Source organism: Blastococcus sp. DSM 46786, from assembly GCF_900109665.1.
In the GTDB taxonomy this organism is placed as follows: domain Bacteria; phylum Actinomycetota; class Actinomycetes; order Mycobacteriales; family Geodermatophilaceae; genus Blastococcus; species Blastococcus carthaginiensis.
This window is the reverse complement of the sequence record NZ_FOAO01000023.1, coordinates 1-24471: the sequence shown is the minus strand read 5'-3', so window position 1 is coordinate 24471 and position 24471 is coordinate 1. Positions and strand designations below refer to the sequence as shown.

Here is a 24471-nt window from a genome sequence, read left to right as displayed (position 1 = left end):
GCACGGGCGGCCCCGCTGAAGCCGCGCCACCGGCGCCCCGCCCCCGACGGGTGACACCGGCGACGGCCCGCGACGAGACCGGGACCACGTCCCTCCCGGCTGCGCACCGGGGCCCGCGCGGCGAGGATCGCGGGGTGACGACGAAGCCGACGACCGACGGATGGGGCATCGATGCCAGCTGGCTGGACGCGCTGGACGAGGAGCACCAGGTAGCCCACGAGACGATCGAGAAGCTGCGCGCCGTCATCGGCGAGCCGCCGGCCGACCTGGAGGAGCGGGCGCCGATCGTCGCCCGCCCCGGTGACGCCCTGGAGGTAGACGAGGCCGACGTCGTCTGCGAGGACGGCGAGGTGCGGCACATCGACGGCGAGCTGCCGCAGGACTTCCCGCTCGGCTACCACTGGCTGCAGGCGCCCGAGGGTCCGCGTCGCCGGCTGATCGTCTCCCCGGGGCGGTGCTGGCTGCCCGAGGACCGCGCCTGGGGCTGGGCGGTGCAGCTGTACGCCACCCGCAGCCGGGAGAGCTGGGGCATCGGGGACCTCGGCGACCTGCGCACCCTCCGGCAGATGGCCGCCGACCAGGGCGCCGGGTTCCTGCTGATCAACCCGCTGCACGCGGTCGCGCCCCTGGCCACCCAGGAGGCGAGCCCCTACCTGCCGGCCACCCGGCGCTTCCGCAACCCGCTCTACCTGCGGGTCGACGAGGTCCCCGGCGCCGACACCGTCGACCTCGAGGCCGACGCCGGGCGGGCGCTGTCCGAGGGAGCGCTGATCGACCGGGACGCGGTCTGGGCCCGCAAGCGCGAGGTGCTCATGCGGATCTTCTTCGCCCACGGCGGCGGGGAGGCCTTCACCCGCTGGCGGGAGGAGCAGGGCCGCACGCTGCAGGAGTGGGCGACGTGGGCGGCGATCACCGAGGAGCACGGCGCCGACTGGCACACCTGGCCCGAGGAGCTGCGCCGCCCCGACGCGCCGGCCGTCGCCGCCTACGCCGAGCGGCACGGTGCGGTGGTGGCGTTCCACGCCTGGCTGCAGTGGGCGCTGGAGCTGCAGCTCACCGCCGCGGCCGCCGGGATGACCGTCATCCAGGACCTGCCGATCGGCTTCGCCGGCGGCGGCGCCGACGCCTGGACCTGGCAGGAGGTGCTGGCCGACGGCGTGAGCGTCGGCGCGCCCCCGGACGCGTTCAACTCGGCCGGCCAGGACTGGGGCTCCCCGCCGCTGATCCCCTGGCGGCTGCGCGATGCCGACTACGGGCCCTTCGTGCAGTCCATCCGGGCCACCATGGCCGGTGCCGGGGGGCTGCGGATCGACCACGTCATGGGGCTGTTCCGGCTGTGGTGGGTCCCCGCCGGCGGCAGCGCGGCCGACGGCGCCTACGTCCGCTATCCGGCGGAGGACCTGCTGAACATCGTCGCGCTGGAGAGCCACCGCGCCGGCGCCCTGGTCGTCGGGGAGGACCTCGGCACGGTGGAGGACGGCGTCCGGGAGGCGATGGCCGAGCACGGCCTGCTCTCCTACCGGCTGCTGTGGTTCGAGGACGACGAGCCCGCGGCGTGGCCGGCCGAGGCGATGGCCGCGATCACCACGCACGACCTGCCGACCGTGGCGGGCCTCTGGACCGAGGCCGACGTCGACGAGCAGCGGGAGCACGGCACCGGCACCGAGGAGGAGCTCGAGCGCGGCCGCAGCTCGCTGCTGGCCCACCTGCCGGGGCTCTCCGACGACGCGACGGTCGAGCAGGCGGTGGAGCAGGCGCACGCCCTGCTGGCCACGGCGCCGTCGATGCTGCTCTCGGCGACGCTGGACGACGCGGTCGGCGAGCAGCGCCGGCCGAACATGCCCGGCGCCGGGGACCGGCCCAACTGGTCGCTGCCGCTGCCCGTCCTCGTGGAGGACCTGCCGGGGCACCCGCTGCTCCAGACCGTGGCCCGCACCCTCGCCGAGGGCGTCGGCAGCGACTGACCGCCCGGGACGCACGCGGCGCGGCACCTCCTCGGAGGTGCCGCGCCGGTGCGCGCTCAGGTGCCGGTCAGGTCAGGACTCGGCGCCGTCCTGCTCCGCGGTGCCCTGCCCGCGGCCCTGGTCGAGCCGGTCGGTGCCCGGGCCGCCGACGAGCACGTCGCTGCCGTTCCCGCCGTCCAGCCGGTCGTCGCCGAAGCCGCCGGACAGCACGTCCGCGCCGTTCTCACCGGCGATGCGGTCGTTCCCGGCCCCACCGCAGACGACGTCGTCACCGTTGCGCCCGCGGATCTCGTCGTCGCCGCCGAGGCCCATGATCACGTCCCGGCCGTTCGTGCCGCTGAGGAGGTCCTTCCCCTCGGTGCCCCGGACGGTGGGCAGCAGGCCCTGGCAGCGCTCCTCCAGGTCGATGCCGAGCACCAGCGGGTCGTGGTCGCTGGACCGGTACGGGTCCGCCGCGTACAGCGCCGGGTCCCCGTAGTACTGGTAGGCGAAGGACTCGACCGCGTTGATGTTCCAGTGCGTGACGTCGGTGATCTTCGCCGTCAGCTCCGCCGTGGCCAGCGCGTGGTCCAGGGAGCCCGACATGTCGTCGAACACGTAGCTGTACGAGCCCTCGTCGAAGCGCAGCCCCAGGTCGGTCCACCCGGCGTCCTCGAGGAGCTGGATCGGGTCCTCCTGGGTGTAGGCGTTGAGGTCGCCCATGAGCACGACGTCCTGGTCGCCGGTGGACTCCCGCAGCTCCGCGGCGAACTGCGCCAGCGACGCCGCCTGCCGGACACGGTCGCCGTTCCAGGCACCCTGGCCGTCGCCGGAGTCCACGTTGTCGCCGGTCGGCTCACCGGGGCTCTTGGACTTGAAGTGGTTGGCCACGACGGTGAACGCGTCGCCGTCCTTCACGAAGGTCTGGGCGATCGGCTCGCGGGCGTTGTCCCACACCGTCTCGTCCACCAGGCCCACCGGGTCGCCGACCGGGAGGACGACGTCGTCCTGGTAGATGATCCCGTTGCGGATGACGTCGCGGTCGACGCCGTAGAGCTCGTCGGGCAGCGGGACGTGGTCCCACTTGTCGTAGCCTGCGGCCGCGTTCAGGCGGCGCACCAGGTCGGCCAGCGCCCGGTCGGCGTCGCCGGGCGAGTAGCCGGTCGAGTCGGTGTCCTCGATCTCCATGAGGGTGACGACCTCGGCACCGAGGGCCTCGATGGCCGGCACGATCTTGTCCGCCTGCAGCTCGAGCTGCTCGGCGCTGCGCGCACCGCGACCGGGCTCCTCGAAGGTCAGGAAGTAGTTCAGCACGTTGAACGCAGCGACCTGGATGTCGCCGCCCACCGCCTCGGGGGCCTTCGGGCGGGTGTTCTGCGGCGCGAAGACGCCGTCGGCGGTGCCGTCGGCCGGCTGCAGCCGCCACTGGTCGAAGCCGTAGCCGAGGACGAGCGGCTCGATCAGCTCGAGCTCGTCACCGACCCGGACGGGCGTCTCCGGCGAGAGGTAGGGCGCGGTCCTGACGGTGACCCGCTCGCTCACGCCGTCGTCCAGCACGATCCGGCGCAGCGTGTTCCCCGCCGCGACCGCCTCGGCCTCGGCGGTGCCGGGCCGGGCGAGCTCGGTCGGCTGCACCAGCAGGCCGCCCTCGGACAGGGTCAGCTCGCCGAACCTGGTCAGGTCGAAGACCTCGCTGACGGTCAGCGTGTCGACCGGCGCGACGAGCATGCCCTCGAGCCGTTCCCGGTCCTCGTCACCGGCCGGCAGGTCGAGAGGGGTCGCCGCCGGCAGATCCGCGACCGCGCCCTCGGCGCAGACCGCGGCGTCCTCGCGCGCCGCGATCTGGGTCTGGCCGAAGCGCTCCTGTGCCTGGCCGGTGACGGCGACCGTGTCACCGAGGTCGACCGCGACGTCGCTGAACACGAAGACGCCGTCGGAGGTCGCGGCGTCGCCGTCGCCGTCGGCGTCCTGCAGGTGGAACCCGCCGAAGCCCTCCAGATCACCGACGACGATGCCGCGGACGGTGACCTGCTGGCCGGCGAGCGGGGACTCCGCGCCCGCGCCCTGGACAGACCCGATCTCGTGCGTCGGCGTGGTCGCGCAGACGTCGACCGGCTCCTCGGGCTCCGGGTCGGTGGTGCCTGCGGGGTTGACGGTGCCCTTGCTGGCGGGCGCCGGCCCGCTCCACACGAGGGCGTCGGCCGCCGCGTCGTAGGTCCGGGACAGGGACTGCCCCACCGGCGTCGACCCGCCCTCGGAGACGCCGATGTCCGTGCTGGTCAGGCCGGCCGCCGGGCCGCCCGCGGCGGTGAGGGACCCCTCGTAGGAGAGGAACTCCAGCACCTCGGTGCCGCGCACCAGCGCGACGCCGTCCGGTGCGCCGTTCTGGACGCCCTCCGATTCGACGACGACCACTGCGGGCCCGCCGGCCGGTGCATCGACCACCGGGAGGGGCAGCGTCGCGTAGACCGCGCCGTTGCTGCCGTTGTAGAGGACGACGGACAGCCCCTCGGACGTGGTGCCGGCGGGCAGGTGGACCTCGACGAACTCGCCGGTGTCGGTGCCGTCGTTGTCGTAGTGGATCTCGGAGAGGAACGGCGTGGTGGGTGGCGCCGCCGAGGCGACGGCGGGCAGGCCCACCACGGCCACGGAGGCGGCGAGGGTGCCGAGGGCGGTACGGCGCGCGAGGAGGCGCCTACCGCCGGTGCGAACGAGCACGGAGAAGTCCTTCCGGACGGAGGGGAGACGCCGTGACCGTAGGTCGATCGGGTGACGGGGCCAACCACGCAAGGTGACATCCCGGTGACCAGACGCCCAGTATGTGTTTCTTGTCACACTTTTCCACGATGGCTACGCGCCGTTCACCCTTCGATGTGAGGCTCCCCTGGCCGAACCCACCGACCCCGGAGCGACATGTCTCTGACCCACCTGCGCCGCGGCACCGTCGTGGCGACCGTGGCCGTGGCCACCCTGGCCGGCGGCACCCTGGCGGGGACCGCCACCGCCGCGCCCGCCCAGGAACCCCGTCCCGACTTCACCCTCACGCTGCTGCACGCCAACGACCTCGAGTCCGCGCTGCTGCCCGTCACCACCGAGGACGGCGCCACCTACGGCGGGGCCGACCGCTTCGTCGAGCTGATCCGGCAGCAGCAGATCCTGGCTCTGACCGGCCCGCGGGCCGAGGGGACGGCGAAGAAGCGGGGCGTCGTCACCGTCTCGGCCGGTGACAACTTCCTCCCCGGGCCCCAGCTGGCCGCCAGCGAGGAGTCCCGGCGCCCGATCTACGACGCCACCGCGTTCAACGCGGCACGCTTCGACGTGTCCATCCCGGGCAACCACGACTTCGACCTCGGCCCGGACTTCTTCGCCGAGTGGATCGGTGACATCCGCCCGCAGACGACGATCGTCTCCAGCAACCTCGGCTTCCAGGACGAGCCGGCGCTGCTGGCCCGGGTGGCCGACGGCACCATCGTCACCTCGCACGTCGTCCAGGAGCGCGGGGAGAAGATCGGTTTCATCGGGCTCACCACGCCCGACCTCGCCCGTCTCACCAGCTCCGAAGACGTGACGATCGACCCCGCGCTCGCCGAGATCGCCAACACCCAGGCCGCCGCGTTCGCGGCCGCCGGCGTCGACAAGGTCGTGCTGGTCTCCCACCTGCAGGACATCGACAACGAGCTGACCCTGGCCGCCGAGCTCAGCGGCGTCGACGTCATCATCGGCGGCGGCGGGCACGAGCTGCTCGCCGACGAGGGCGACCCGCTGGTGCCCAACGGCACGGACGTCTACGGCTCCTACCCCCTGACCCCGACCGACGCCGACGGCGAGGTCGTCCCCGTCGTCACGACGGCGGCGCTCTACAGCTACGTGGGCCGCCTCGTCGTGTCCTTCGACGCGGCCGGCGAGCTCGTGACGGTGCACGACGACGTCTCGCGCGTCATCCCGGTCGCGGCCCAGGGCCCGGATGCCGTCGCGCCGAACTACGCGGTGAACCGCCAGGTCGTCCGGCCGGTGGAGCAGTACGTCGCGGACCTCGCCGAGCAGGTGGTGGCCACCTCGGCGGTCGACCTCAACGGCATCCGCGACGACGTCCGCAGCCGGGAGACCAACCTCGGCAACCTCGCGACCGACTCCCTGCTCGCCGCCGGCCAGCGGGAGGCGGCCGCCGCCGGCGTCACGCCTCCGGTCGTCGCGCTGCAGAACGGCGGCGGCATCCGCAACGCCGCGGTGATCCCGGCCGGTGAGATCACCGCGCTGGACACCTACACGGTGCTGCCGTTCTCCAACTTCGTCGGTGTCGCCCCGGCCATGCCGGTCGAGACCTTCATCGCCGGCGTCGAGCGCGGCCTCTCTGGTCTGCCGGGTGCGGCCGGTCAGTTCGCCCAGGCCGCCGGTTACCGGGTGACCTACGACGTGACCCAGCCGGTCGGGTCGCGGGTCGTCGACCTGGTCCTGGACGACGGGACCGTGCTGGTGGACGGCGGGGAGCCGACCGGCGCCCTGACGACCATCTCGGTCGCCACGATCGACTTCCTGCTCCGCGGCGGCGACGGCTACCCCTTCGACGGGGTCGCCTTCACCGTCCTGCCGGTGACCTACCAGGAGGCGCTCGAGACCTACCTGGTCGAGGACCTCGGCGGCGTCGTCAGCGCTGCTGACTACCCCCTCGGCGGCGAGGGACGCATCACGCCCGTCTCCTGACGCAGCACCCCGGACGGGCGCTCTCCGCGATCACCGCGGAGGGCGCCCGTTCGGCGTCCGGTGGCCGGTGCGCCGTCGAACGGTTGTTCGACCGGCGTGCGAGACTGCTCGCGTGGCGGGCGGGATGAACCGGGGGCGCGGCGGCCGCTCCCTGGGTGAGCGGGCGGCGGACTCGGGGGTCGTCCCCCAGCTCTCCTCCCCGCTGCCCGGCCCGCCGTCCCGCCCCGCCGCCGCGGGCCGCCCAGGGGTCCCCGGGGAGCCCGGCGAGGGGCGGCACTGCTGGGTGCACGACCCCCCGGAGGCACCCGGCACCTGGCCCGGCCTCCTCGTGGAGTGGCGCCAGCGCGACGGCGCCTGGCAGGGGCGGGTCACCTATGCGTTGAGCGGCCCGCACGGTTCGGCGCTCGTCGAGGCGTGGTTGCCGGCCGCCCGCCTCGAGCCCCGGTGACCACCGCGCCCGGTTAGCGGCGTGCGGTCGCGGCTATGGCTCTCCCCGACCGCATACCGATCGACCGGAGGACGCCACGATGACCGGCCCCCAGGACACCCCGAACCTCGACGACGTCATGGATCCGCAGGAGCACCCCACCCGCGACCGCACCCAGCACGCCAAGGACCCGCACCCCGCCGACGAGGTGCTCGAGCACCGCACCGAGCAGGAACGGCAGGCCGTCGGCTCCGACGACGCCGACCCGGCGGGTGCAGACCTGCACTCGGCCACCGACTGACCCCGCGGGTGCCCCGGCCGGCGGCGCCGGGGCGGCCGCGCGCCGCCGACGTCGCCGGCCGGCCGCCCGCCGTCCGTGCGCACCGCGGGCGGCTGGGACGATGGCTGCCGTGACGTCCAACCGCCTCCGCTGGGGCGCGCTCCTGTGGGTGCTGACGCTGCAGTTCTTCGTCGTCGAGGCCGTGGCCCAGGCCCGGTACACCGGCCCGTACACCCGGGCCGACGACGTGATCAGCGCCCTGGGGGCCGCCGACTCCCCGGCCCGGCAGCTCATGAACGCCTCGTTCGTCGTCCAGGCGGCGCTGATCCTGGGCGGGGCGCTGCTGCTGCTGCCCGTGCTGCGCGGTGGTGCGGCGCGGGTGGTGCCGGCGCTGCTCGGCGCGGCCGCCCTGGGCGTGCTGCTGGTGGGGGTCTTCCCCACCGACGGCAACAGCACCGCGCACGCCGTCGGCGCCGTCCTGTACCTGGCGGGCGGCGCGCTCGGGCTGATCGCCCTCGCCTACGCCGTCCGGCCGCCGTCCGAGGTCCTGGGCACCGTCGTGGTGCTGCTGGGCATCGTGGCGACGGCCGGGACGATCTTCTTCCTGACCGGCGTCACGCGGTACCTCGGCGAGGGCGGCATGGAGCGCGCCGCCGCCTACCCGTTGCCGATCGCCCTGGCCCTGAGCGGCGCCGCCCTGTGGTGGCTGGGGCGCGGCGGCGACCTCGCGACAGCGGAGTCGTCCCGCCGCGCCGAGCGCGAGCGCGAGCAGGCGCGGCTGGCCGAGCAGGCCCGGGCGCGCGATGCCGCCCTGGAGTCCGCCGCGGGCGGCGACCGCCGCACCGGCGCGACCGCCGCAGGGCGCTCCGGCACCGACGCCGACGGGTCGCCCGCCGACGACGCGGACACCGATCCCGAGGACCCGTGGGCCCCTCCGCGCCCGCGCGGCTGAGCCGTCAGCCCGTCGGCTCGAACCGCAGGACGTCGCGCACCGGACGCAGGCCGCTGACCGCCGGGTCCGCCGGGTCCGCCGGGTCCGCCGGGTCCGCCGGGTCCGCCGGGTCCGCCGGGTCCGCCGGGTCCGCCGGGTCCGCCGGCGGCGGGCCTACCGCCGGCCGACCGTCCCCGCGTGGGCGGCGGGTAGACCGGCCGCCGGCACCAGCGCCGGCCGGGACCGACGGCGGGACACCGCCACACCGGCCAGGCAGACCACGCCCCCGACCACGGCGAGCATCGGCGGCGTCTCGCCGAGCAGCAGCCAGCCGAGCAGGATGACCAGCGGCGGCACCAGGTAGGTCGTGACCCCGAGGCGCCCGGCGTCCATGCGCGAGAGGGCGTAGGCCCACGTGCTGAACGCCAGCGCGGTGGGGACCACGCCCAGGTACACCAGACCGGCGACCGACCCCGCGGGCGCGGTGCCCAGGTCTGCCACCAGCGCCCCGGCCCAGGGCAGGCAGGCCGCCGCGCCGATGGCGCACGCGGTGAAGGTGACCTGCAGCCCCGGCAGCCGCCGCAGCAGCGGCTTCTGGGCCACCACGCCCACCGCGTAGGTGACCGCGGCGACCACGCAGAACACGACGCCGACCACGTCGGCCTCCGCGCCGCGGGTCGCCAGCCCGATCAGCAGCACGCCGCCGAAGGCCACGGCCAGGCCGACGACCAGCCACCGGGGGAAGCCCTCGCCGAGCAGCAACCCGGCGAGCACGGCGATGAGGACCGGCCCGATGTTGACCAGCATCGCCGTCGTCCCGGCGTCGAGGTGCTGCTCCGCGGCGTTCAGGGCGAGGTTGTAGACGGCGAACCAGCCGAGGCCGCAGACGGCCAGCAGCCGCCACTCGCCGGCCGTCGGGCGCACCCAGCCCCGGCGGGTGAGGAGCAGCCCCAGCACCAGCGTGCCGACCAGCAACCGGCCGAGCGCCAGTGCGCCGGGTGAGAGGTCCTCACCGACCGCGCGGATGCCCACGAAGGCCGATGCCCACGCGAGCACGGTGACGACGACGGCGAGCAGCGTGCGGCCGTCCGGGGGCGCGGTGGTGGTCACGCCCGGGACCCTAGGGGCGCCCACCGACAGGGCTCCGGCGGTTTCCGGCCGTGGCACGCGGCTGGCACCCGTGCAGCGGAAGCGGGCAGGAACGCTGCGGTCCCGCGGCCGCCAGACCTCAGCCGTGCAGGTGCTCGGCCCAGGTGCGGCGGCCGCGCGCCCCGCGCGCGGGAACAGCCGCTCCCTCGCGCAGCGCGGCGCCGAGCCGGCCCGGCACGGGGGTGGCGATCACCCGGACGCCCGGCGCGCGCACCGCCGCCCAGGCCCGTGCGAGGTCGGCCACCGAGTGCTCCTCGGGGCCGCCGAGCTCCACCACCCCGCCCGAGGGCGCGGCGCCCGCGACCTCGACCAGGTGGGCGGCGGCGTCCGCGACGTCGACCGGCTGCACCCGCCAGCCCATGGGCACCGGCAGCAGGGGCCCGCGGCGCGCCGTGCCGAGCAGTTCGTCGACGAACCCGTGGAACTGGGTGATCCGCACCAGCGTGACCGGCAGCCCCGACGCCAGCAGCACCTGCTCGGCGGCGTACTTCGCGCGGTAGTAGGACAGGGGCACCCGGTCCACCCCGACGATCGAGACGAACACCAGGTGCGGCGGACGGGACCGGTCGACCGCCTCGACCAGCCGCCGGGTGCCGGCGACGTCGACCTCCCACGAGTCCCCCCGGGGGTCGCTGGCCGCGTGCACCACGACCTCCGCGCCCGCCACCGCCTGCGCCAGGTCGCGCCCGGTGGCGAGGTCGCCCCGCACCCCACCCGGACCGGCGCCCCGGCGGGACATCGACCGCACCTGGTGCCCGGCGTCGCGCAGCTGCGGGACCAGTTCCTGCCCGAGACGGCCGGTGCCGCCGGTGACGAGTACCTCCACGGGTGCAGTGTGCCGGTGCAGCCGACCGTCCCGGCGTGGTGCCGCTCTCATCTCAGATACGAGATAACGTGTGCCGGTGACGCTCATCGACCAGCCCGCCGACGAGGCCGTCCGGCGGATCGGGGCACTCGTCCGCGACGCCCGCCGCCACCGCGGCCTCACCCAGCAGCAGCTCGCCGAGCGGCTGGGCACCAGCCAGAGCGCTGTCGCGCGCATCGAGCAGGGCAGCCAGAACCTCACGCTGGAGTTCCTCGGGCGGCTCTCCGCCGCGCTCGACAGCGAGCTGATCCGGCTCGGCCCGGCCGGCCCGGCGCACCTCCGGGTCACCGGCGGGCACCCGCTGCGCGGCCGGGTGGCGGTGAAGTCGTCCAAGAACGCCGCCGTCGCCCTGCTCTGCGCGTCGTTGCTCAACCGGGGCCGCACCAGGCTGCGCAACGTCTCCCGGATCGTCGAGGTCGAGCGCATCCTCGACGTGCTCCGCTCCATCGGCGTCGCCGCCACGTGGGACGAGCACGGGCACGACCTCACCCTCGTCGTCCCCGAGGAGCTCGACCTCGACGGCATCGACGCCGACGCCGCGCGGCGCACCCGCAGCATCATCATGTTCCTGGGGCCGCTGCTGCACCGGGCCCGCTCGTTCCGGCTGCCGTACGCGGGCGGGTGCGACCTGGGCACCCGCACGGTGCAGCCGCACATGATCGCGCTGCGTCCGTTCGGTCTCGCCGTCGAGGCGCACGCCGGCGAGTACCAGGTCGGGGTGGACGGCCCGGCGGCCGCCGACCGCACCATCGTGCTGACCGAGCGCGGGGACACCGTCACCGAGAACGCGCTGCTGGCCGCGGCCCGGACCGACGGCACCACGACCATCCGCAACGCGAGCTCGAACTACATGGTCCAGGACCTCTGCCTCTACCTGCAGCTGCTGGGTGTCGGCATCGAGGGCATGGGCTCGACGACGCTCGTCGTCCGTGGGCGGCCGGTGCTCGACGCCGACGTCGACTACACGATCAGCGAGGACCCGGTCGAGGCGATGAGCCTGCTCACCGCCGGGATCGTCACCGGCTCGGAGCTGACGGTGGCCCGGGCGCCGGTGGACTTCCTCGAGGTGGAGCTCGCGGTGCTGGCCGAGATGGGGCTGCGCTACGAGCTCTCCGCCGAGTACCTGGCCGACAACGGGCACACCCGGCTGGCCGACATCACCATCCACCCGTCGGAGCTCAAGGCGCCGCTGGACAAGGTGCACCCGATGCCCTTCCCGGGGCTGAACATCGACAACCTGCCGTTCTTCGCGGTCATCGCCGCGCAGGCGCAGGGGTCGACGCTCATCCACGACTGGGTCTACGACAACCGGGCGATCCACCTCTCCGACCTCACCCGGCTCGGCGCCGACGTCCGCCTGCTCGACCCGCACCGGGTCCTCGCCACCGGCCCCACCCGCTGGCGGGCCGCCGAGGTGGTCTGCCCGCCCGCGCTGCGCCCGGCCGTCTGCATCCTGCTGGCCATGCTGGCGGCGAAGGGCACGTCGGTGCTGCGCAACGTCGACATCATCGCCCGGGGGTACGAGCAGCTGTACGAGCGCCTGGTGGAGATGGGCGCCGACATCGAGGTCTTCCGCGACTGAGCCCCGCGACGATCAGGTGACCCGATCGTTCCGGGTCCTGGCTCACCGTCGGCCGTGAGCCAGGACCCCGCCAGGTGAGCCAGGACGGCGCCCGGCGGCGATCAGCACTCCCGGCGACGGTGACCTCAGCGCTCCTGGTCGGTGGGGCGGACCGGCACCTCGGTCAGAGCAGTGCGTCGAAGCCGTCGTCCGGCAGGCCGATGCCGCCGTCCAGCGGCGGGCGGGCAGGCTGGTCCAAGCCCCGCATGCGCGCCGCGTGCAGGGCCAGCAGGAGGTTCAGCCGCAGCGTCGGGTCGGTGGTGAACGGCCCCAGGATGCGTTCGAGCTTCCCGATCCGGTACCGCATCGTGTTGTAGTGGAAGTGCAGCCGCCGGGCCGACTCCGCGACGTTGAGGTTGGTCTCCAGCAGCACCCGCAGGGTCTCCCGGAGATCGGCGGAGTCGGCGTCGACGGCGTCGGCCAGCGGGCCGAGCACCTCGTCGACGTAGGAGCGCAGCTCGGTGCTGTCGGGGATCAGCGACAGCAACCGGAAGACGCCGAGCTGGTCGAAGTGGGTGACCGCCGAAGCCCCGTGGATCTCCAGCCCCACGCCGAGGGCGCGCTGGGCCTGCCGGTGGGCCTCGGCGAGCTCGGACAGCGATCCGGCGGGCCGGCCGATGCCCGTGCCCAGGACGCGGCCGACCCGGCGCAACCGCCCGTTGACCCGGGAGCTCACCGCGGAGACGAGGGCCGACAGCTCCTCGAGGGTGCGCCCGTCCAGGGGCAGCAGCGTCACGATCTCGGTGGCCAGCCCGGCGACCGCCGCGCCCGCGACCTCCGACTCCAGGGCGGCGCGCCAGCCGTCGGCGAGCCGGTCGAGGACGTCGAGGGCACGGGTGGGGTCCGCCGCGGCGTCGGCCATGGTCTCGGTCGCCGTCACCAGCACCGCCACCGGACCGTCGAGGCGCCACCCGAAGGAGCGGGTGTAGGCCAGCGTCCGCTCCGTGTGGCCCACCGCGCCGCCGACCAGCCGGCGGACCAGGTCGCCCTGGAAGCGCAGCTCCACCGAGTGCACGGCCTGCAGGCGGATCACCGAGAGGGCGGCGATGACGGCGGCCCGCTCGAGCACGCCACCGGCGCCCAGCATCATCGCGCCGGTGCGGTGGACGGCGACCAGCCAGCCGTGCCGCTGCTCGCCCGCCATGATCGGCGCCACCGCGTACTCGCCGATGCCGCCGGGGAGCTCGTGGTGGCCCGGGACGAGCAGGATGCCGTCGGCGGGCGAGAGGTCGGCGTCCAGGTCGGCGGGCGTGACCACCGTCTGGTCGGCGCGGACCCCCGACAACCGCAGCGACGGCGCCATCGCGGCCAGCTCGTCGTCTGCGGCGGCGTCGAGGAGCCAGAGCCAGTCACTGATCTCGGCGACGTCGTCGGCCGGGCCGGCGCTGGTGACGACCTCGCGATCCGGGCCGAGGCCGAGCACCGCGGCGCCCTCGAGCATCACGGCCAGCCGCTGGGTCACCTCGGCCAGGCCACCGCCGGTGAGCGCGACCTCGGTGAACTCGTCGTCCATCCGGGAGGAGAGCGCGAGGGCCTGGCCCTGCTTGGCGACGACGGCGCCCAGCACACCCGAGACGATCTCGTCGAGGCGGGCCGCCGGCGGCAGCGCGAGCACCGGGAGCCCCCGGCGCTCGGCCTCGGCCAGCACCTCGGCGGGAAGCGGCGGCGGCCCGTCGACCCGGCGGAAGGCGAGCGCGGCGGTACCCGTGGCGTCCAGCCGCTCGACCAGCGCCCGGCAGCTCGCCGGGTCGGCGGGCGGCAGCCGGGCGCCCAGGACGACGAGGACGTCGGGACCGGCGGCGGCCAGCGGATCGGCGGGGTCGTCCACCACCATGTGGCGGATGACCCGGCCCAGCCCGGCCGCCCCGCTGCTCACCGTGCTGCCGGCGAGGACCGGGAGACCGAGGGCCTCCTCGACGGTCAGACCCATGCGCTGCTGCCAGCTGGCGCGCTCGCCGCGCCGGTCGGAGCGGGGCGACTCGGCGACCGCCCAGTTGCGACGGAACGGGGTGGTTCCATTACCGTGGGTAGACGACATGAGCGACGCATCACTCTGTGTCACGAGGCATCCCCTTCCAGTCGTCGTCCAGGGTGCCACACGGCAGATGCCTGTCAGGTGTCCCCGGACGCCGACCCCCATTCTTGGCGATATCCGCCATAAGAGGGCGTGCGACGCGCCGCTTAGGTTCGACCTCGTTCCACCTGCTCGCTGGATGGTAGGCGCTCCGTGAGGAGCCCGTGCACCCTCCTCGGGAGCGGGTGGGCGAGGGTGGAGCGCCGACCCACCGGCCTCCGCCGTCCCGACGGGGTGGAGGGCGTCCCATGCGCGCGATCGACGACACCGAGGTCCGGACCGGCTCGAACGAGCACCTCGCCCAGCGCGGCCGCGCCGCGCGGGCCGGGGTTCCCACCATCCCCCTGCCCCGGGAATCGGCGCGCGCCGCCGCCCGTCCGGCGCCGGTGGCCCCCACGCCCGCCGCCGTCCCCGCCGCCGCGAGCACCGCCGTGGCCGACGTGCTGCGCGGCCCGGTCCGTCCCGCGCGCGTGCTGCTCAGCGTGCCGGCCGCGGTGTACGTGCAGGTGCTCGGCGAGCGCGGCGGCGGCGAGGTCGTCGGAGTCCTCACCAGCGACGCCGCCCGCCTGCCGCTGGGCTGCGTCCTCTTCCGCCCCGGCAACGGGCGCCCGCTGGTCGCGGTCCCCGCGGGGGCACCCGCGGAGGTGGGCGGCGGGCGGATCGTCGTCGGCGACCTCGCCGTCAGCGCCTCCGCCTGGTGGGACCCCCGCCCCCGGCTGCCCGGTGGCCGCCCCGCGCTGCTGCCCGAGGGCGTCCGCCAGCTGCGCAACGCCCTCTACGGCGAGGGCCTCCCGCACAGCTCCTTCACGCTGCCCGGCCTGCCCACCGGTCCCGGCGGCCCCCTGGCGGCCCTCCGCGGCGCGGTGCGCCGGGCGGACCTGGAGGCGGCCCTGCGCACCGCCACCCGGCTGATCGGCCTGGGCCCGGGGCTCACGCCGGCCGGTGACGACGTCGTGGCCGGCACGATCGCCGGCCTGGTGCTCCTGGGCCACCCCGCGGCGCAGCGCTTCGCCTCCGGCGTGTGCTCCCTGGCCGGGGGCCGCACCACCGAGCTGTCCCGGGCCCTCCTGCGGCACGCCGCCGCCGGGCAGGTCAGCGGCGAGTACGCCGCTGTGCTCCGCGGGCTGGTCGGCGAGCGCCCGCTGGCCCCGGCGATCGCGCGGCTGCTGGCCACCGGGGCCACCAGCGGGCGGGCCATGGCCCTGGGCCTGTGCACGGCCATCGACCTGGTGGACCGCACCGCCCGCGTCCGCTGAGCCGGGCGCCGGCGGAGGAGGTGGGCGCGCTCAGCCGAGCGGAACCGGCCGCTCCCCCACCGGCACGGGCAGGAGCGGGCCGAGCGAGTCCCACTGGGAGATCCGGCAGCCGTCGACGCGGGACAGCTGCAGGTCCACCGGTTCCCCGTTCCAGCGACCGGTGACGTGCGCGGTCTGCGGTCCGCCGTACTGCTCGGTGCACACCAGATCCTCGGGCAGCGGCGCGAACGGCTCCGACATGCCGGCCAGGTGCGTGCACGCCGCCTCGGCCTGCGGGTGGGTGCCGCCGACGCGGGCGCCGCAGGTCAGGGTCCACGTCTCCGGCGGCGTCCCGTCCCCGCGGTCCAGCTCGATCCGCAGGTCGTCCTCGGCCTGCGCGACGCCCGACGCCGTCGAGCCGTCGGTCCCGACGTCGCCGCCGGTGCCCGCACCGCCGGCGCAGGCACCGAGGAGGACGCCGGCCAGGAGCAGCACGGCAGCGACCACCTTCATCAGATGCGGGAGGCGTGGATGCTCGTCACCAGGATCGCCCGGGCGCCGAGTTCCCACAGCTCGTCCATCACCCGGTTGGTCTCGGTGCGGGCGATCATCGCGCGCACGGCCGACCAGCCCGGCGTCTGCAGGGGGCTGACCGTCGGCCCCTCGATGCCCGGCGTGACCGCGGTGGCCCGCTCCAGCAGCTCGTTGGGGCAGTCGTAGTCGAGCATCACGTACTGCCGGGCGACCAGCACGCCGCGCAGCCGCCGGCGCAGCTGCGCCACCGCGGGGATCTCCTCGGAGCCCTGGCGCCGCACCAGGATCGCCTCGCTGCTGAGCACCGGCTCCCCGATGATGTGCAGCCCGGCGGCGCGCAGCGTCGTCCCGGTCTCCACCACGTCGCAGACCGCGTCGGCGACGCCCAGCCGGCAGGCGGTCTCCACCGCGCCGTCGAGCTTCACGACGTCGGCCTTGAGCCCCTGCTCGTCCAGGTAGCGCCGCAGGAGCACCGGGTAGGCGGTGGCGATCCGCCTGCCGGCGAGCTGCTCCACCTCCTGGATCTCCGACTCCACCGGGGTGGCGAACCGGAACGAGGAGCGGCCGAAGCCCAGCGGCATGACCTCCACCGCGCTCGGGCCCTCCCCGTCGGCGGGGGCGGTCTCCAGCAGCATGTCGCGGCCGGTGATGCCGACGTCCAGTGTGCCGGCGGCGACGTAGACGGCGATGTCCCGGGGGCGCAGGTAGAAGAACTCGGTGTCGTTGTCCGGGTCGTAGACGGCGAGGTCCTTGGCGCTGCGCCGCTGGCGGTAACCGCTCTCGGCGAGCATCTCCGCCGCCGGCTCGCTCAGCACACCCTTGTTCGGCACAGCGACGCGCAGCACTCGAGGTCTCCTAGCGAGGGAATGGAACGGCCTCGTCCCAGGGGCCCGCGGCGCGCGAAGCGTGTCGTGGGGAGGGACGAGGTCCTTTCAGAGGTGAGAGTAGACGTCGTCGAGCGTGAGACCCCGGGCCAGCATGAGGACCTGCACCCGGTAGAGGAGCTGGCTGATCTCCTCGGCGGTGCGCTCCTCCCCCTCGTGCTCGGCGGCCATCCACGACTCGGCGGCCTCCTCCACGACCTTCTTGCCGGCCGCGTGCACGCCGTCCCGCACGGCCGCGACGGTGCCCGAGTCGGCGTCGCCGGCGACCACCTTCGCGGTGAGCTCGGCGAACAGGCTGTCGAAGGTCTTCACGGACGGGCCTCCTGGCCGACGGGGGTGGCGGAGAACCCGGTCTGCCGCTGCGGGCTGCGCAGCTCGCGGAGCACGAGCGCGGTCTGCAGCGCGGCGAGGGTGGCCTCCCAGCCCTTGTCCTCGGCCGAGCCCGGCAGCCCGGCCCGGTCGCGTGCCTGCTGCTCGTCGTTCGTCGTCAGCACGCCGTTGCCGACCGGCCGTCCGGCGTCGAGCGCCACGCGGGTCAGCCCCGCGGTGACCGAGTCGCACACGTACTCGAAGTGCGGCGTCCCGCCGCGCACCACCACGCCGAGCGCGACGACCGCGTCGTGCCGCTCGGCGAGGGCCTGCGCCACGACCGGCAGCTCCACCGCGCCCGGCACGCGGACGACGGTCGGGGCCGCGATCCCGCACGCGCGCGCGCCCGCGACCGCGCGGTCCAGCAGCGCCCCGGAGATCTCCCCGTGCCAGGTGGTGGCGACGATGCCGAGGGTCAGCCCGGTGGCGTCGACCGGCACCGCCTGCGGTGCTCCGGTCCCGCTCATGCCGGCTGCTCGTCCTGGCCGAGGGGCACGCCGGTGCCCGGCACCGTCGTGGCGCCCGGGGCGTCGGCCGGACCGGACTCCGTCTCCGGCTCGATGATGTCGAGCAGGTGGCCCATGCGGTCGCGCTTGGTGCGCAGGTAGCCAAGATTCTCCGCGGTGACGTGGCTGGGCAGCGAGACCCGGCCCAGCACCCGCAGCCCGTAGCCCTCCAGGCCGGCGCGCTTGGCCGGGTTGTTGGTGAGCAGCCGCATGGTGCGGATACCCAGGTCCACGAGGATCTGCGCGCCCGTGCCGTAGTCGCGGGCGTCCGCGGGGAGGCCTAGGTCGAGGTTGGCGTCGACGGTGTCGGCGCCCATGTCCTGCAGCTGGTAGGCCTGCAGCTTGTGCAGCAGGCCGATGCCCCGGCCCTCGTGCCCGCGGACGTAGAGCACGACGCCGCGGCCCTCCCGGGCGACGGCGGCCAGCGCCGCCTGCAGCTGCGGGCCGCAATCGCAGCGCAGCGAGCCGAACACGTCGCCGGTGAGGCACTCGGAGTGCACGCGGACGAGCACGTCCTCGCCGTCGCCGATCTCGCCGTAGACGAAGGCGACGTGCTCGCGCTCGTCGTAGGAGCTGCGGTAACCGACGGCGGTGAAGGTGCCGGGGGCCAGGGGGACGATCGCCTCGGCCACCCGCTCGACCAGCTTGTCGAACCGCTTGCGGTAGGCGATCAGGTCGGCGATCGAGATCATCACCAGGTCGTGCTCGTCGGCGAAGACCCGCAGCTCCTCGCCGCGCGCCATGCCGACGGGGTCCTTCTCGCTGACGATCTCGCAGAGCACCCCCGACGGGCGCAGGCCCGCGAGCAGCGCGAGGTCGACGGCGGCCTCGGTGTGGCCCGGGCGGCGGAGCACACCACCGTCGCGGGCGCGCAGCGGCACGACGTGGCCGGGCCGGGCGAGGTCCGCCGAGGTGGTGTCGGCGGCGGCCAGGGTGCGGATGGTGTGCGCGCGGTCCGCGGCGGAGATGCCCGTGGTGACGCCCTCGCGGGCGTCGACGGTGACCGTGTAGGCGGTGCCGAGGCGGTCCTGGTTCACCCGGTGCATGGGCGGCAGGTCCAGCCGGTCGGCGTCGGCCTCGGTGACGGCCACGCAGACGTAGCCGGAGGTGTACCGGACCATGAACGCGACGAGCTCCGGGGTGGCGAGCTCGGCGGCGAAGATGAGGTCGCCCTCGTTCTCGCGGTCCTCGTCGTCGACGACGACGACCGGGCGACCGTCCTTGATCGCGGCGATGGCGCTCTCGATGGAGTCCAGCCGGGTGCGTGGCTCGCTCATGCTCGTGCTCCCAGCAGACGTTCCACGTACTTGGCGATCACGTCGACCTCCAGGTTGACGGGCTCCCCCGGGGCGCGCGCGCCGAGCGTGGTCTCGCGGAGGGTGGTGGGGATGAGGCTGACCTCGAACCAGGGGTCGGGGTCGGCCGCGGCGCTGACTGCGCTCACGGTCAGCGAGACGCCGTCGACGGCGATGGAGCCCTTCTCGACGACGTAGCGGGACAGGTCGGCCGGGAGCGCGATCCGCACGACCTCCCAGTGCTCGCCGGGGGTGCGCGAGAGGATGCGGCCGACGCCGTCGACGTGGCCCTGGACGATGTGCCCGCCCAGGCGGGTGTGCGGGGCGACCGCGCGCTCGAGGTTGACCGGCTGGCCCTCGGCGACCGCACCGAGGCTGCTGCGGCGCAGCGTCTCGGCCATGACGTCGGTGGTCCAGACGCCACTGCCGTCGTCGCCGGGCTGCACGCCGGTGACGGTGAGGCAGACGCCGTTGACCGCGATCGAGTCACCGAGGGAGACGTCGGTCAGGACGGTGCGGGCGCGGATGCTCAGGACGGCTGCTTCGTCCCCGGCTCGCCCGTGGTCCTCCCGGGCGGCCAGGGTGCCCACCTCTTCGACGATGCCGGTGAACACTCAGCTCCCTCCGTCCGTGCCGTCCCCGCCGGTGCGGGTGACCCCACCAGTGTGCCGGGTGGGGTGCAGCCGGATCTGCACGTCCCCACCCAACGGGAGGACGTCGGCGACCGAGAAGGTCAGCGCCGAGCCGATCCCGGGAATTCCCAGGTCCCCCACCAGGGAGGGCCCGGCGCCCAGCAGCTTGGGCGCGAGGTGGACGACGGCCTCGTCGACGAGCCCCGCGCGCAGGAACGCGCCGGCGAGGGTCGGGCCACCCTCGAGCAGCACCCGGCGGACGTCACGGTCGAACAGCTCGGCCAGCAGCTCCGCCGGGGTCGCGGCGTGGCTGACCAGCGTGGGCGCGGCGTCGTCCAGCACCCGGGCGGTGGCCGGCAGCCGGTCCCGGCGGTCGACGACGACGCGCAGCGGCTGCCGGTCGGCGTCCCGGCCGTCGGCGTCGCGGACGGTGAGCTGCGGGTCGTCGGTGAGCGCGGTGCCCGAACCGACCACGACGGCGTCGCAGCCGGCCCGGAGCCGGTGCACCTCGGCGCGCGCCTCGGGCCCGGTGACCCAGCGGCTGCTGCCGTCGGCCGCGGCGACCCGCCCGTCGAGGGTCGCGGCGACCTTCCAGATCACGTACGGCCGCTGCTCCCGCACACCGGTGAGCCAGCCGGCCAGCGCGCCGCGCTCGGCGGCCTCCTGCTCCACGCCCAGGACGATGTCGACCCCGGCCGCCCGCAGGCGGTCCGCTCCCCCGCCCGCCAGCTCGGTGGGTTCGGGCACGGCGACGACGACGCGGCCGATGCCGGCGGCCAGCAGCGCGTCGGCGCACGGACCGGTGCGCCCCGTGTGCGCGCACGGCTCCAGGGTGACGACGGCGGTGCCGCCCCGGGCCCGCGCCCCGGCCTGCGCCAGGGCGACGACCTCGGCGTGCGGGCCGCCGGGCGGGTGCGTGGCCCCCTCGCCGACCACGTCACCGTCGGCGGCGAGGACCACGGCGCCCACCGCGGGGTTGGGGCTCGTCGTCCCCAGGACGGTGGCGCCGAGCTCCCGCGCCCGGGCCATGGCGCTGGACTCGTGCGCCGGGATCGTGGCGCTGGACTCGTGCGCCGGGATCGTGGCGCTGGACTCGTGCGCCGGGATGCTCGCGGAACGCTCCGCCGGGGAGAGGCTCACCCGCGCATCGCGGCGGCGGCCTGCGCGCGCAGCGCGGCGATCGCCTTCGCGGGGTCGTCGGCGCCGTAGACGGCCGAGCCCGCGACGAACATGTCGACGCCGGCCTCGGCGGCCTGCTCGATCGTGCCGGCGTTGATGCCGCCGTCGATCTCGACCAGCAGCCGGAGCTCCCCGGCGTCCACCAGTTCCCGGGCCCGGCGCACCTTGGGCAGCACGTCGGCGATGAACGACTGGCCGCCGAACCCGGGCTCGACGCTCATCACCAGAAAGGTGTCGAAGTCGCCCAGGACGTCGAGGTAGTCCTCCAGCGGCGTACCGGGCTTGATCGCCAGCCCGGCCAGGGCACCGGCGGCGCGCAGGTCCCGGGCCACCTTCCGCGGATCGGTGCAGGCCTCGGCGTGCACCGTGACGTTGCGCGCTCCTGCCTCGGCGTAGCCCGGCGCCCAGCGCTCGGGGTCCTCGATCATGAGGTGGCAGTCCAGGGGCACGGGGCTGACCCGCTGGATCGCCTCGACCACCGGCAGGCCCAGGGTCAGGTTCGGGACGAAGTGGGCGTCCATGACGTCGACGTGCAGCCAGTCGGCGTCGGCGACGCGCGCCACCTCGTCGGCCAGGCGGGCGAAGTCCGCGGACAGCAGGCTGGGCGCGATCAGCGGTTCCCGGGACACGTCCGCCGAGTCTAGGGGCGCCGCGATCACGGCCGTGCCGCCTCCCGCCCGCGCCCGACCGGGTGTCCGTTGCGGACGACCGGGTAGGGCCGGACCCATGGCTTCCGACACCACCGCACCCGCGCGCTACGACGGCTTCGACCGGATGCCCATCGGCGGCACCTGGCGGGCCGGCCGAGCCGGGAAGACCGGCACCGACACCGACCCCTACACCGGCGAGACGCTGACCGAGATCCCGCTCGCGAACGCCGAGGACCTCGACGAGGCCTACGCGACGGCGAAGGAGGCGCAGCGGGAGTGGGCCGCCCGGCTGCCCAGCGACCGCGCCGACGTCATGCGCCGCGCCGCCCGGATCATGGAGGCACGCAAGGACGAGATCGTCGACTGGCACATCCGCGAGAGCGGCGCCGCGGCACCGGCCGCCGAGTTCGAGTTCGCCATCACCCTGCGGGACTTCCACGAATCCTCGTCCTACCCCTACCGCATGGAGGGCCGGATCCTGCCGGCCGACGTCGAGGGCAAGGAGAGCCGCGTCTACCGCCGCCCCGTCGGCGTGGTCGCGGTGATCAGCCCGTGGAACGTGCCGATGCACCTGGCCAACCGCTCGGTCGCCCCCGCCCTGGCGCTGGGCAACGCCGTCGTCCTCAAGCCGGCGAGCGACACCCCGGTGACCGGCGGGCTGCTGCTCGCCAAGGTCTACGAGGAGGCGGGCCTCCCGCCGGGCCTGCTGTCGGTGGTGATCGGCTCCGGCAGCGACATCGGTGACGCGATCGTCAGCCACCCGACGCCTCGCGTGGTGTCCTTCACCGGCTCCACTCCGGTGGGCAAGGGCATCGCCGAGAAGGCGGGGCTCAAGAAGCTCTCGCTGGAGCTGGGCGGGAACGGCCCGCTGGTGGTGCTCGACGATGCCGACCTGGACTACGCCGTGGACGCCGCCGTCTTCGGGAAGTTCTTCCACCAGGGCCAGGTCTGCATGATCACCAACCGGATCGTGGTGGACGGCGCGGTGCACGACGAGTTCGTCGACCGGTACGTGGAGCGGGTGCGCGGGCTCAAGGCCGGCGACCCGCGCGAGGGCGACACCGTGATCGGCCCGATCATCAACAGCAAGCAGCTGGAGGGCATCCAGGAGAAGGTCGCCCAGGCCCGGGAGGACGGCGCCGAGCAGCTGCTGGGCGGCGATCCCACCGGCCCGATCGGCTCGGTGCTGCCGGCGCACGTGCTGCTGGGCGGCAACGAGGTCGCCACCGCGCGCCAGGAGGTGTTCGGCCCGGTCGCGACGATCATCCGGGCGCGCGACGAGGCCGATGCGCTCGCGATCGCCAACGACACCGAGTACGGGCTCTCCAGCGCCGTCTTCACCCGGGACACGTTGCGCGGCGTGAACTTCGCCCTGCAGGTGGAGGCCGGCATGACGCACGTCAACGACTCCCCGCTCAACGACGAGAACAACACCGCGTTCGGCGGCGAGAAGGACTCGGGGCTCGGCCGCTTCGGCGGCGAGTGGGCGATCGAGGAGTTCACCACCGACCACTGGATCAGCGTCCAGCACACCCGGCGGCAGTACCCCTTCTGAGGGCTCACCCAGGTGAGCTCCCGGAAGCGGCGCACACGATGAGGTGATGGCGGTGCCACGGCGCAGTCCGGTTCCCTAGGTTGGCTGCGATGGTCCCCGAGGTGGAAGTGCCGGACTGGCTCCGCCGGCACGTCCGCCGTCAGGCCCGCGAGCACTACGCCCTGCTGGTCGGCTCCCTGCTCGTGATCGCCACCGCGCTGTGGGCGCTGGCCGGACCTGGCGGCGTGTACCCGCTGCTCGGCGGCCTGGTCGGTTCGGCGCTGGCCGAACGGTGGCGGTGGTGGCGCCGGCGGGAGCAGTACCTCGCCGCCGTCGAGATCAGCGCTGCGCTGCGCACCGGCACCTCCCCGCGTCCTGGCCTGCGGACGGCGGCGCTGCGGGTGGCCCGACGGGAACTCCGGGAGCTGCCGGTCGCCGGCGGGGCCGTCGGTGCGGTCTTCGGGATCCTGGCACTGGCGTGCGCGGTCACCGCGGGGCTCCGCGACGACGTCCGACCGGTGCTCGCAGCCGCGCTCTGCGTCACGTTCGCGGCCGGGTTGCTGGTGGGCCTGCGGGCGAAGCGGGGCCGGACCGAGCAGTGGCTCGCCGACCACCCGCCACCGCGCCCGGAGGATCCGTCGTGAGCACCGGTCCGGACGTCGACTGGTCCTCTGTCGAACGCCGCGGGCGCCGTGATGACTGGCTGGCCCTGCCCGGGGTGGCACTGCTCTTCACCTGCCTTGTCACCCTCCAGGGACGGTGGGCGGTGTGGGAAGGCGCCGCGGCCTGGGTCGCCATCGGCGTCCTGACGGCGATCGTCCTGATCGGCCAACTGGTGGTGCTGCTGAACCCACGGTTGCGTGCCCGGTCGGCCGAGGCGCACCGGATCGGCCACGCCCTCCGTCACCGGCTGGACCCCGGCCCGGGATTGCGCGAGCGCGCCGACGTCCGAGCGCGTTACCAGATGGGCGTCGGCTGGCTGGTCTGGATCGTCCCGCTGGGACCGGCCGGCCTGCTGCTGGGTGCCCGCTGGGACCGGCCCGGCTCCACCGTGCCCGCTGCGCTCCTCGTCGCCGGCGGGGCCGTGGGCTTCCTCGTGTGGTGGCGGCGCCGGGTCGAGGAGGCCCGGCGGTGGCTCGCCGCCCCGCCCGGGCCGCCCCGCGAGGTGTCGCCGCCCGGTCTCGCCGAGCGCTGGTCCACCCGGCCCCGCACGGCACTGCTCGCGATGACAGCCGTGCTGGTGATCGGTCTGCTGGCCGGTCTGGTCGCGGGGCTGACCGGCTGACTCTCGCGCGGCGTCGACCTGCGGGAATTGTCGTAGGCCCTGTCTAGCCTGCGGTCATGTCGGTGGTGGTCGGGTTCGCGGTCGGGGTGACGGTGTCCCCGGTCGACCCGTTGCCCTCGCCGTGGGAGCTGGCCGACCCGGATCCGCAGCGGTGGGACGAGCCGTTGTCCGCGTGGCTGCCGGCCCGGCGCGGCGCGGTGGAGGCCGCCGACCTGCTCGGCCAGATCGTGGTTGCCGAGGCGAAGCTGGCCGCGTTGCGGGTGGAGCTGGTGATGGACCTCGCGGCCGCCCGGCCGGCGCCTTCCGATCCGCCACCTGGGGGTGAGCGGGCCGGGGACCGCGGCCCGGCGGGGGCGAGTGAGTTCGTGCCCGACGAG

The 24471-nt window shown here is 74.9% G+C and carries 22 protein-coding genes and 1 pseudogene; 11 read left to right on the top strand and 12 right to left on the bottom strand.

Annotated features, from left to right (window positions below):
- Nucleotides 1–134: 134 nt before the first annotated feature.
- Nucleotides 135–1964 carry a 4-alpha-glucanotransferase gene (gene malQ, locus BMW62_RS18625; protein WP_091934122.1) on the top strand — a complete coding sequence of 610 codons (1830 nt, stop codon included), beginning with the start codon at nucleotides 135–137 and terminating at the stop codon, nucleotides 1962–1964.
- Between the two features lie 72 nt (nucleotides 1965–2036).
- On the opposite strand, the gene BMW62_RS18620 is transcribed toward malQ, so the two are convergent.
- Nucleotides 2037–4661, bottom strand: a complete 2625-nt coding sequence (locus BMW62_RS18620) for an ExeM/NucH family extracellular endonuclease (RefSeq protein ID WP_091934119.1) — start codon at nucleotides 4659–4661, stop codon at nucleotides 2037–2039.
- 195 nt (nucleotides 4662–4856) lie between these two features.
- On the opposite strand from BMW62_RS18620, the gene BMW62_RS18615 reads away from it, so the two are divergent.
- From BMW62_RS18615 to BMW62_RS18600, 4 genes are all read left to right on the top strand, one after another.
- A complete protein-coding gene (locus BMW62_RS18615) occupies nucleotides 4857–6644 on the top strand; it encodes a bifunctional metallophosphatase/5'-nucleotidase (RefSeq protein ID WP_091934116.1) in 1788 nt (595 codons plus the stop codon).
- 112 nt (nucleotides 6645–6756) lie between these two features.
- Complete coding sequence (locus BMW62_RS18610) at nucleotides 6757–7092, top strand: hypothetical protein (RefSeq protein WP_244524154.1); 336 nt, start codon at nucleotides 6757–6759, stop codon at nucleotides 7090–7092.
- A 79-nt stretch (nucleotides 7093–7171) separates the two neighbouring features.
- Nucleotides 7172–7372, top strand: coding sequence for a hypothetical protein (locus tag BMW62_RS18605; protein WP_091934113.1), 201 nt, complete (start codon nucleotides 7172–7174; stop codon nucleotides 7370–7372).
- A 100-nt stretch (nucleotides 7373–7472) separates the two neighbouring features.
- Nucleotides 7473–8303 carry a DUF998 domain-containing protein gene (locus BMW62_RS18600; protein WP_244524153.1) on the top strand — a complete coding sequence of 277 codons (831 nt, stop codon included), beginning with the start codon at nucleotides 7473–7475 and terminating at the stop codon, nucleotides 8301–8303.
- A 153-nt stretch (nucleotides 8304–8456) separates the two neighbouring features.
- Here the strand turns inward: BMW62_RS18600 and BMW62_RS18595 are convergent, their stop codons facing one another.
- Together BMW62_RS18595 and BMW62_RS18590 are read right to left on the bottom strand one after the other, a co-directional pair.
- Nucleotides 8457–9392, bottom strand: coding sequence for a DMT family transporter (locus BMW62_RS18595; RefSeq protein ID WP_091934107.1), 936 nt, complete (start codon nucleotides 9390–9392; stop codon nucleotides 8457–8459).
- Between the two features lie 118 nt (nucleotides 9393–9510).
- Nucleotides 9511–10257, bottom strand: coding sequence for an SDR family oxidoreductase (locus tag BMW62_RS18590; RefSeq protein ID WP_091934104.1), 747 nt, complete (start codon nucleotides 10255–10257; stop codon nucleotides 9511–9513).
- 76 nt (nucleotides 10258–10333) lie between these two features.
- Between BMW62_RS18590 and BMW62_RS18585 the strand changes: the two genes are divergently transcribed.
- Nucleotides 10334–11878: a UDP-N-acetylglucosamine 1-carboxyvinyltransferase gene (locus BMW62_RS18585; protein WP_091934101.1), complete on the top strand. Its 1545-nt coding sequence runs from the start codon at nucleotides 10334–10336 to the stop codon at nucleotides 11876–11878.
- Between the two features lie 163 nt (nucleotides 11879–12041).
- Here the strand turns inward: BMW62_RS18585 and BMW62_RS18580 are convergent, their stop codons facing one another.
- Nucleotides 12042–13847: a PucR family transcriptional regulator gene (locus tag BMW62_RS18580; protein WP_091934098.1), complete on the bottom strand. Its 1806-nt coding sequence runs from the start codon at nucleotides 13845–13847 to the stop codon at nucleotides 12042–12044.
- A gap of 392 nt (nucleotides 13848–14239) precedes the next feature.
- Here BMW62_RS18580 and BMW62_RS18575 point away from each other — a divergent pair, with 392 nt between their 5' ends.
- The gene (locus BMW62_RS18575) at nucleotides 14240–15247 is read left to right on the top strand and encodes an oxamate carbamoyltransferase subunit AllH family protein (RefSeq protein WP_091934095.1); all 1008 of its coding nucleotides are present in this window, start codon (nucleotides 14240–14242) and stop codon (nucleotides 15245–15247) included.
- 30 nt (nucleotides 15248–15277) lie between these two features.
- Here the strand turns inward: BMW62_RS18575 and BMW62_RS18570 are convergent, their stop codons facing one another.
- The 8 genes from BMW62_RS18570 to rpe all read right to left on the bottom strand — a co-directional run bounded on the left by BMW62_RS18570 (nucleotide 15278) and on the right by rpe (nucleotide 21254).
- Nucleotides 15278–15739, bottom strand: a complete 462-nt coding sequence (locus BMW62_RS18570) for an SSI family serine proteinase inhibitor (protein ID WP_091934093.1) — start codon at nucleotides 15737–15739, stop codon at nucleotides 15278–15280.
- Nucleotides 15739–16605: an ATP phosphoribosyltransferase gene (gene hisG / locus BMW62_RS18565; RefSeq protein WP_091934090.1), complete on the bottom strand. Its 867-nt coding sequence runs from the start codon at nucleotides 16603–16605 to the stop codon at nucleotides 15739–15741. The genes BMW62_RS18570 and hisG overlap by 1 nt, the downstream gene beginning before the upstream one ends.
- Nucleotides 16606–16692: 87 nt before the next feature.
- On the bottom strand, nucleotides 16693–16956 hold the full coding sequence (locus BMW62_RS18560) for a phosphoribosyl-ATP diphosphatase (protein ID WP_091934088.1): 264 nt from the start codon (nucleotides 16954–16956) through the stop codon (nucleotides 16693–16695).
- Nucleotides 16953–17480: a 6,7-dimethyl-8-ribityllumazine synthase gene (ribH, locus tag BMW62_RS18555; RefSeq protein ID WP_091934085.1), complete on the bottom strand. Its 528-nt coding sequence runs from the start codon at nucleotides 17478–17480 to the stop codon at nucleotides 16953–16955. The genes BMW62_RS18560 and ribH overlap by 4 nt, the downstream gene beginning before the upstream one ends.
- Nucleotides 17477–18796 (bottom strand): bifunctional 3,4-dihydroxy-2-butanone-4-phosphate synthase/GTP cyclohydrolase II, encoded by a 1320-nt coding sequence (locus tag BMW62_RS18550; protein ID WP_091934082.1) that lies wholly within the window; start codon nucleotides 18794–18796, stop codon nucleotides 17477–17479. Before BMW62_RS18550 ends, ribH begins: the two co-directional genes overlap by 4 nt.
- Nucleotides 18793–19428 (bottom strand): riboflavin synthase, encoded by a 636-nt coding sequence (locus tag BMW62_RS18545; protein WP_091934079.1) that lies wholly within the window; start codon nucleotides 19426–19428, stop codon nucleotides 18793–18795. Before BMW62_RS18545 ends, BMW62_RS18550 begins: the two co-directional genes overlap by 4 nt.
- Nucleotides 19429–20586 carry a bifunctional diaminohydroxyphosphoribosylaminopyrimidine deaminase/5-amino-6-(5-phosphoribosylamino)uracil reductase RibD gene (gene ribD, locus BMW62_RS18540; protein WP_244524152.1) on the bottom strand — a complete coding sequence of 386 codons (1158 nt, stop codon included), beginning with the start codon at nucleotides 20584–20586 and terminating at the stop codon, nucleotides 19429–19431.
- Complete coding sequence (gene rpe / locus BMW62_RS18535; RefSeq protein ID WP_091934077.1) at nucleotides 20583–21254, bottom strand: ribulose-phosphate 3-epimerase; 672 nt, start codon at nucleotides 21252–21254, stop codon at nucleotides 20583–20585. The genes ribD and rpe overlap by 4 nt, the downstream gene beginning before the upstream one ends.
- Nucleotides 21255–21351: 97 nt before the next feature.
- Here rpe and BMW62_RS18530 point away from each other — a divergent pair, with 97 nt between their 5' ends.
- The 4 genes and pseudogenes from BMW62_RS18530 to BMW62_RS18515 all read left to right on the top strand — a co-directional run.
- The gene (locus BMW62_RS18530; protein WP_091934074.1) at nucleotides 21352–22830 is read left to right on the top strand and encodes an aldehyde dehydrogenase family protein; all 1479 of its coding nucleotides are present in this window, start codon (nucleotides 21352–21354) and stop codon (nucleotides 22828–22830) included.
- 89 nt (nucleotides 22831–22919) lie between these two features.
- Nucleotides 22920–23453, top strand: coding sequence for a hypothetical protein (locus BMW62_RS18525; protein WP_139206305.1), 534 nt, complete (start codon nucleotides 22920–22922; stop codon nucleotides 23451–23453).
- A complete protein-coding gene (locus tag BMW62_RS18520; protein ID WP_091934069.1) occupies nucleotides 23450–24094 on the top strand; it encodes a hypothetical protein in 645 nt (214 codons plus the stop codon). Before BMW62_RS18525 ends, BMW62_RS18520 begins: the two co-directional genes overlap by 4 nt.
- Before the next feature lie 56 nt (nucleotides 24095–24150).
- Nucleotides 24151–24471 (top strand): annotated as a pseudogene (locus BMW62_RS18515) (hypothetical protein); the annotation flags it as partial.

Bases quoted from the DNA above. Each gene is read 5' to 3' on its own strand.
- BMW62_RS18600 (WP_244524153.1), top strand. From the start codon at position 7,473: ATGGCTGCCGTGACGTCCAACCGCCTCCGCTGGGGCGCGCTCCTGTGG.
- BMW62_RS18575 (WP_091934095.1), top strand. From the start codon at position 14,240: ATGCGCGCGATCGACGACACCGAGGTCCGGACCGGCTCGAACGAGCAC.
- BMW62_RS18570 (WP_091934093.1), bottom strand. From the start codon at position 15,739: ATGAAGGTGGTCGCTGCCGTGCTGCTCCTGGCCGGCGTCCTCCTCGGT.
- BMW62_RS18550 (WP_091934082.1), bottom strand. From the start codon at position 18,796: ATGAGCGAGCCACGCACCCGGCTGGACTCCATCGAGAGCGCCATCGCC.
- BMW62_RS18525 (WP_139206305.1), top strand. From the start codon at position 22,920: ATGGTCCCCGAGGTGGAAGTGCCGGACTGGCTCCGCCGGCACGTCCGC.
- BMW62_RS18615 (WP_091934116.1), top strand. From the start codon at position 4,857: ATGTCTCTGACCCACCTGCGCCGCGGCACCGTCGTGGCGACCGTGGCC.
- BMW62_RS18530 (WP_091934074.1), top strand. From the start codon at position 21,352: ATGGCTTCCGACACCACCGCACCCGCGCGCTACGACGGCTTCGACCGG.
- BMW62_RS18580 (WP_091934098.1), bottom strand. From the start codon at position 13,847: ATGGGTCTGACCGTCGAGGAGGCCCTCGGTCTCCCGGTCCTCGCCGGC.
- BMW62_RS18605 (WP_091934113.1), top strand. From the start codon at position 7,172: ATGACCGGCCCCCAGGACACCCCGAACCTCGACGACGTCATGGATCCG.
- ribH (WP_091934085.1), bottom strand. From the start codon at position 17,480: ATGAGCGGGACCGGAGCACCGCAGGCGGTGCCGGTCGACGCCACCGGG.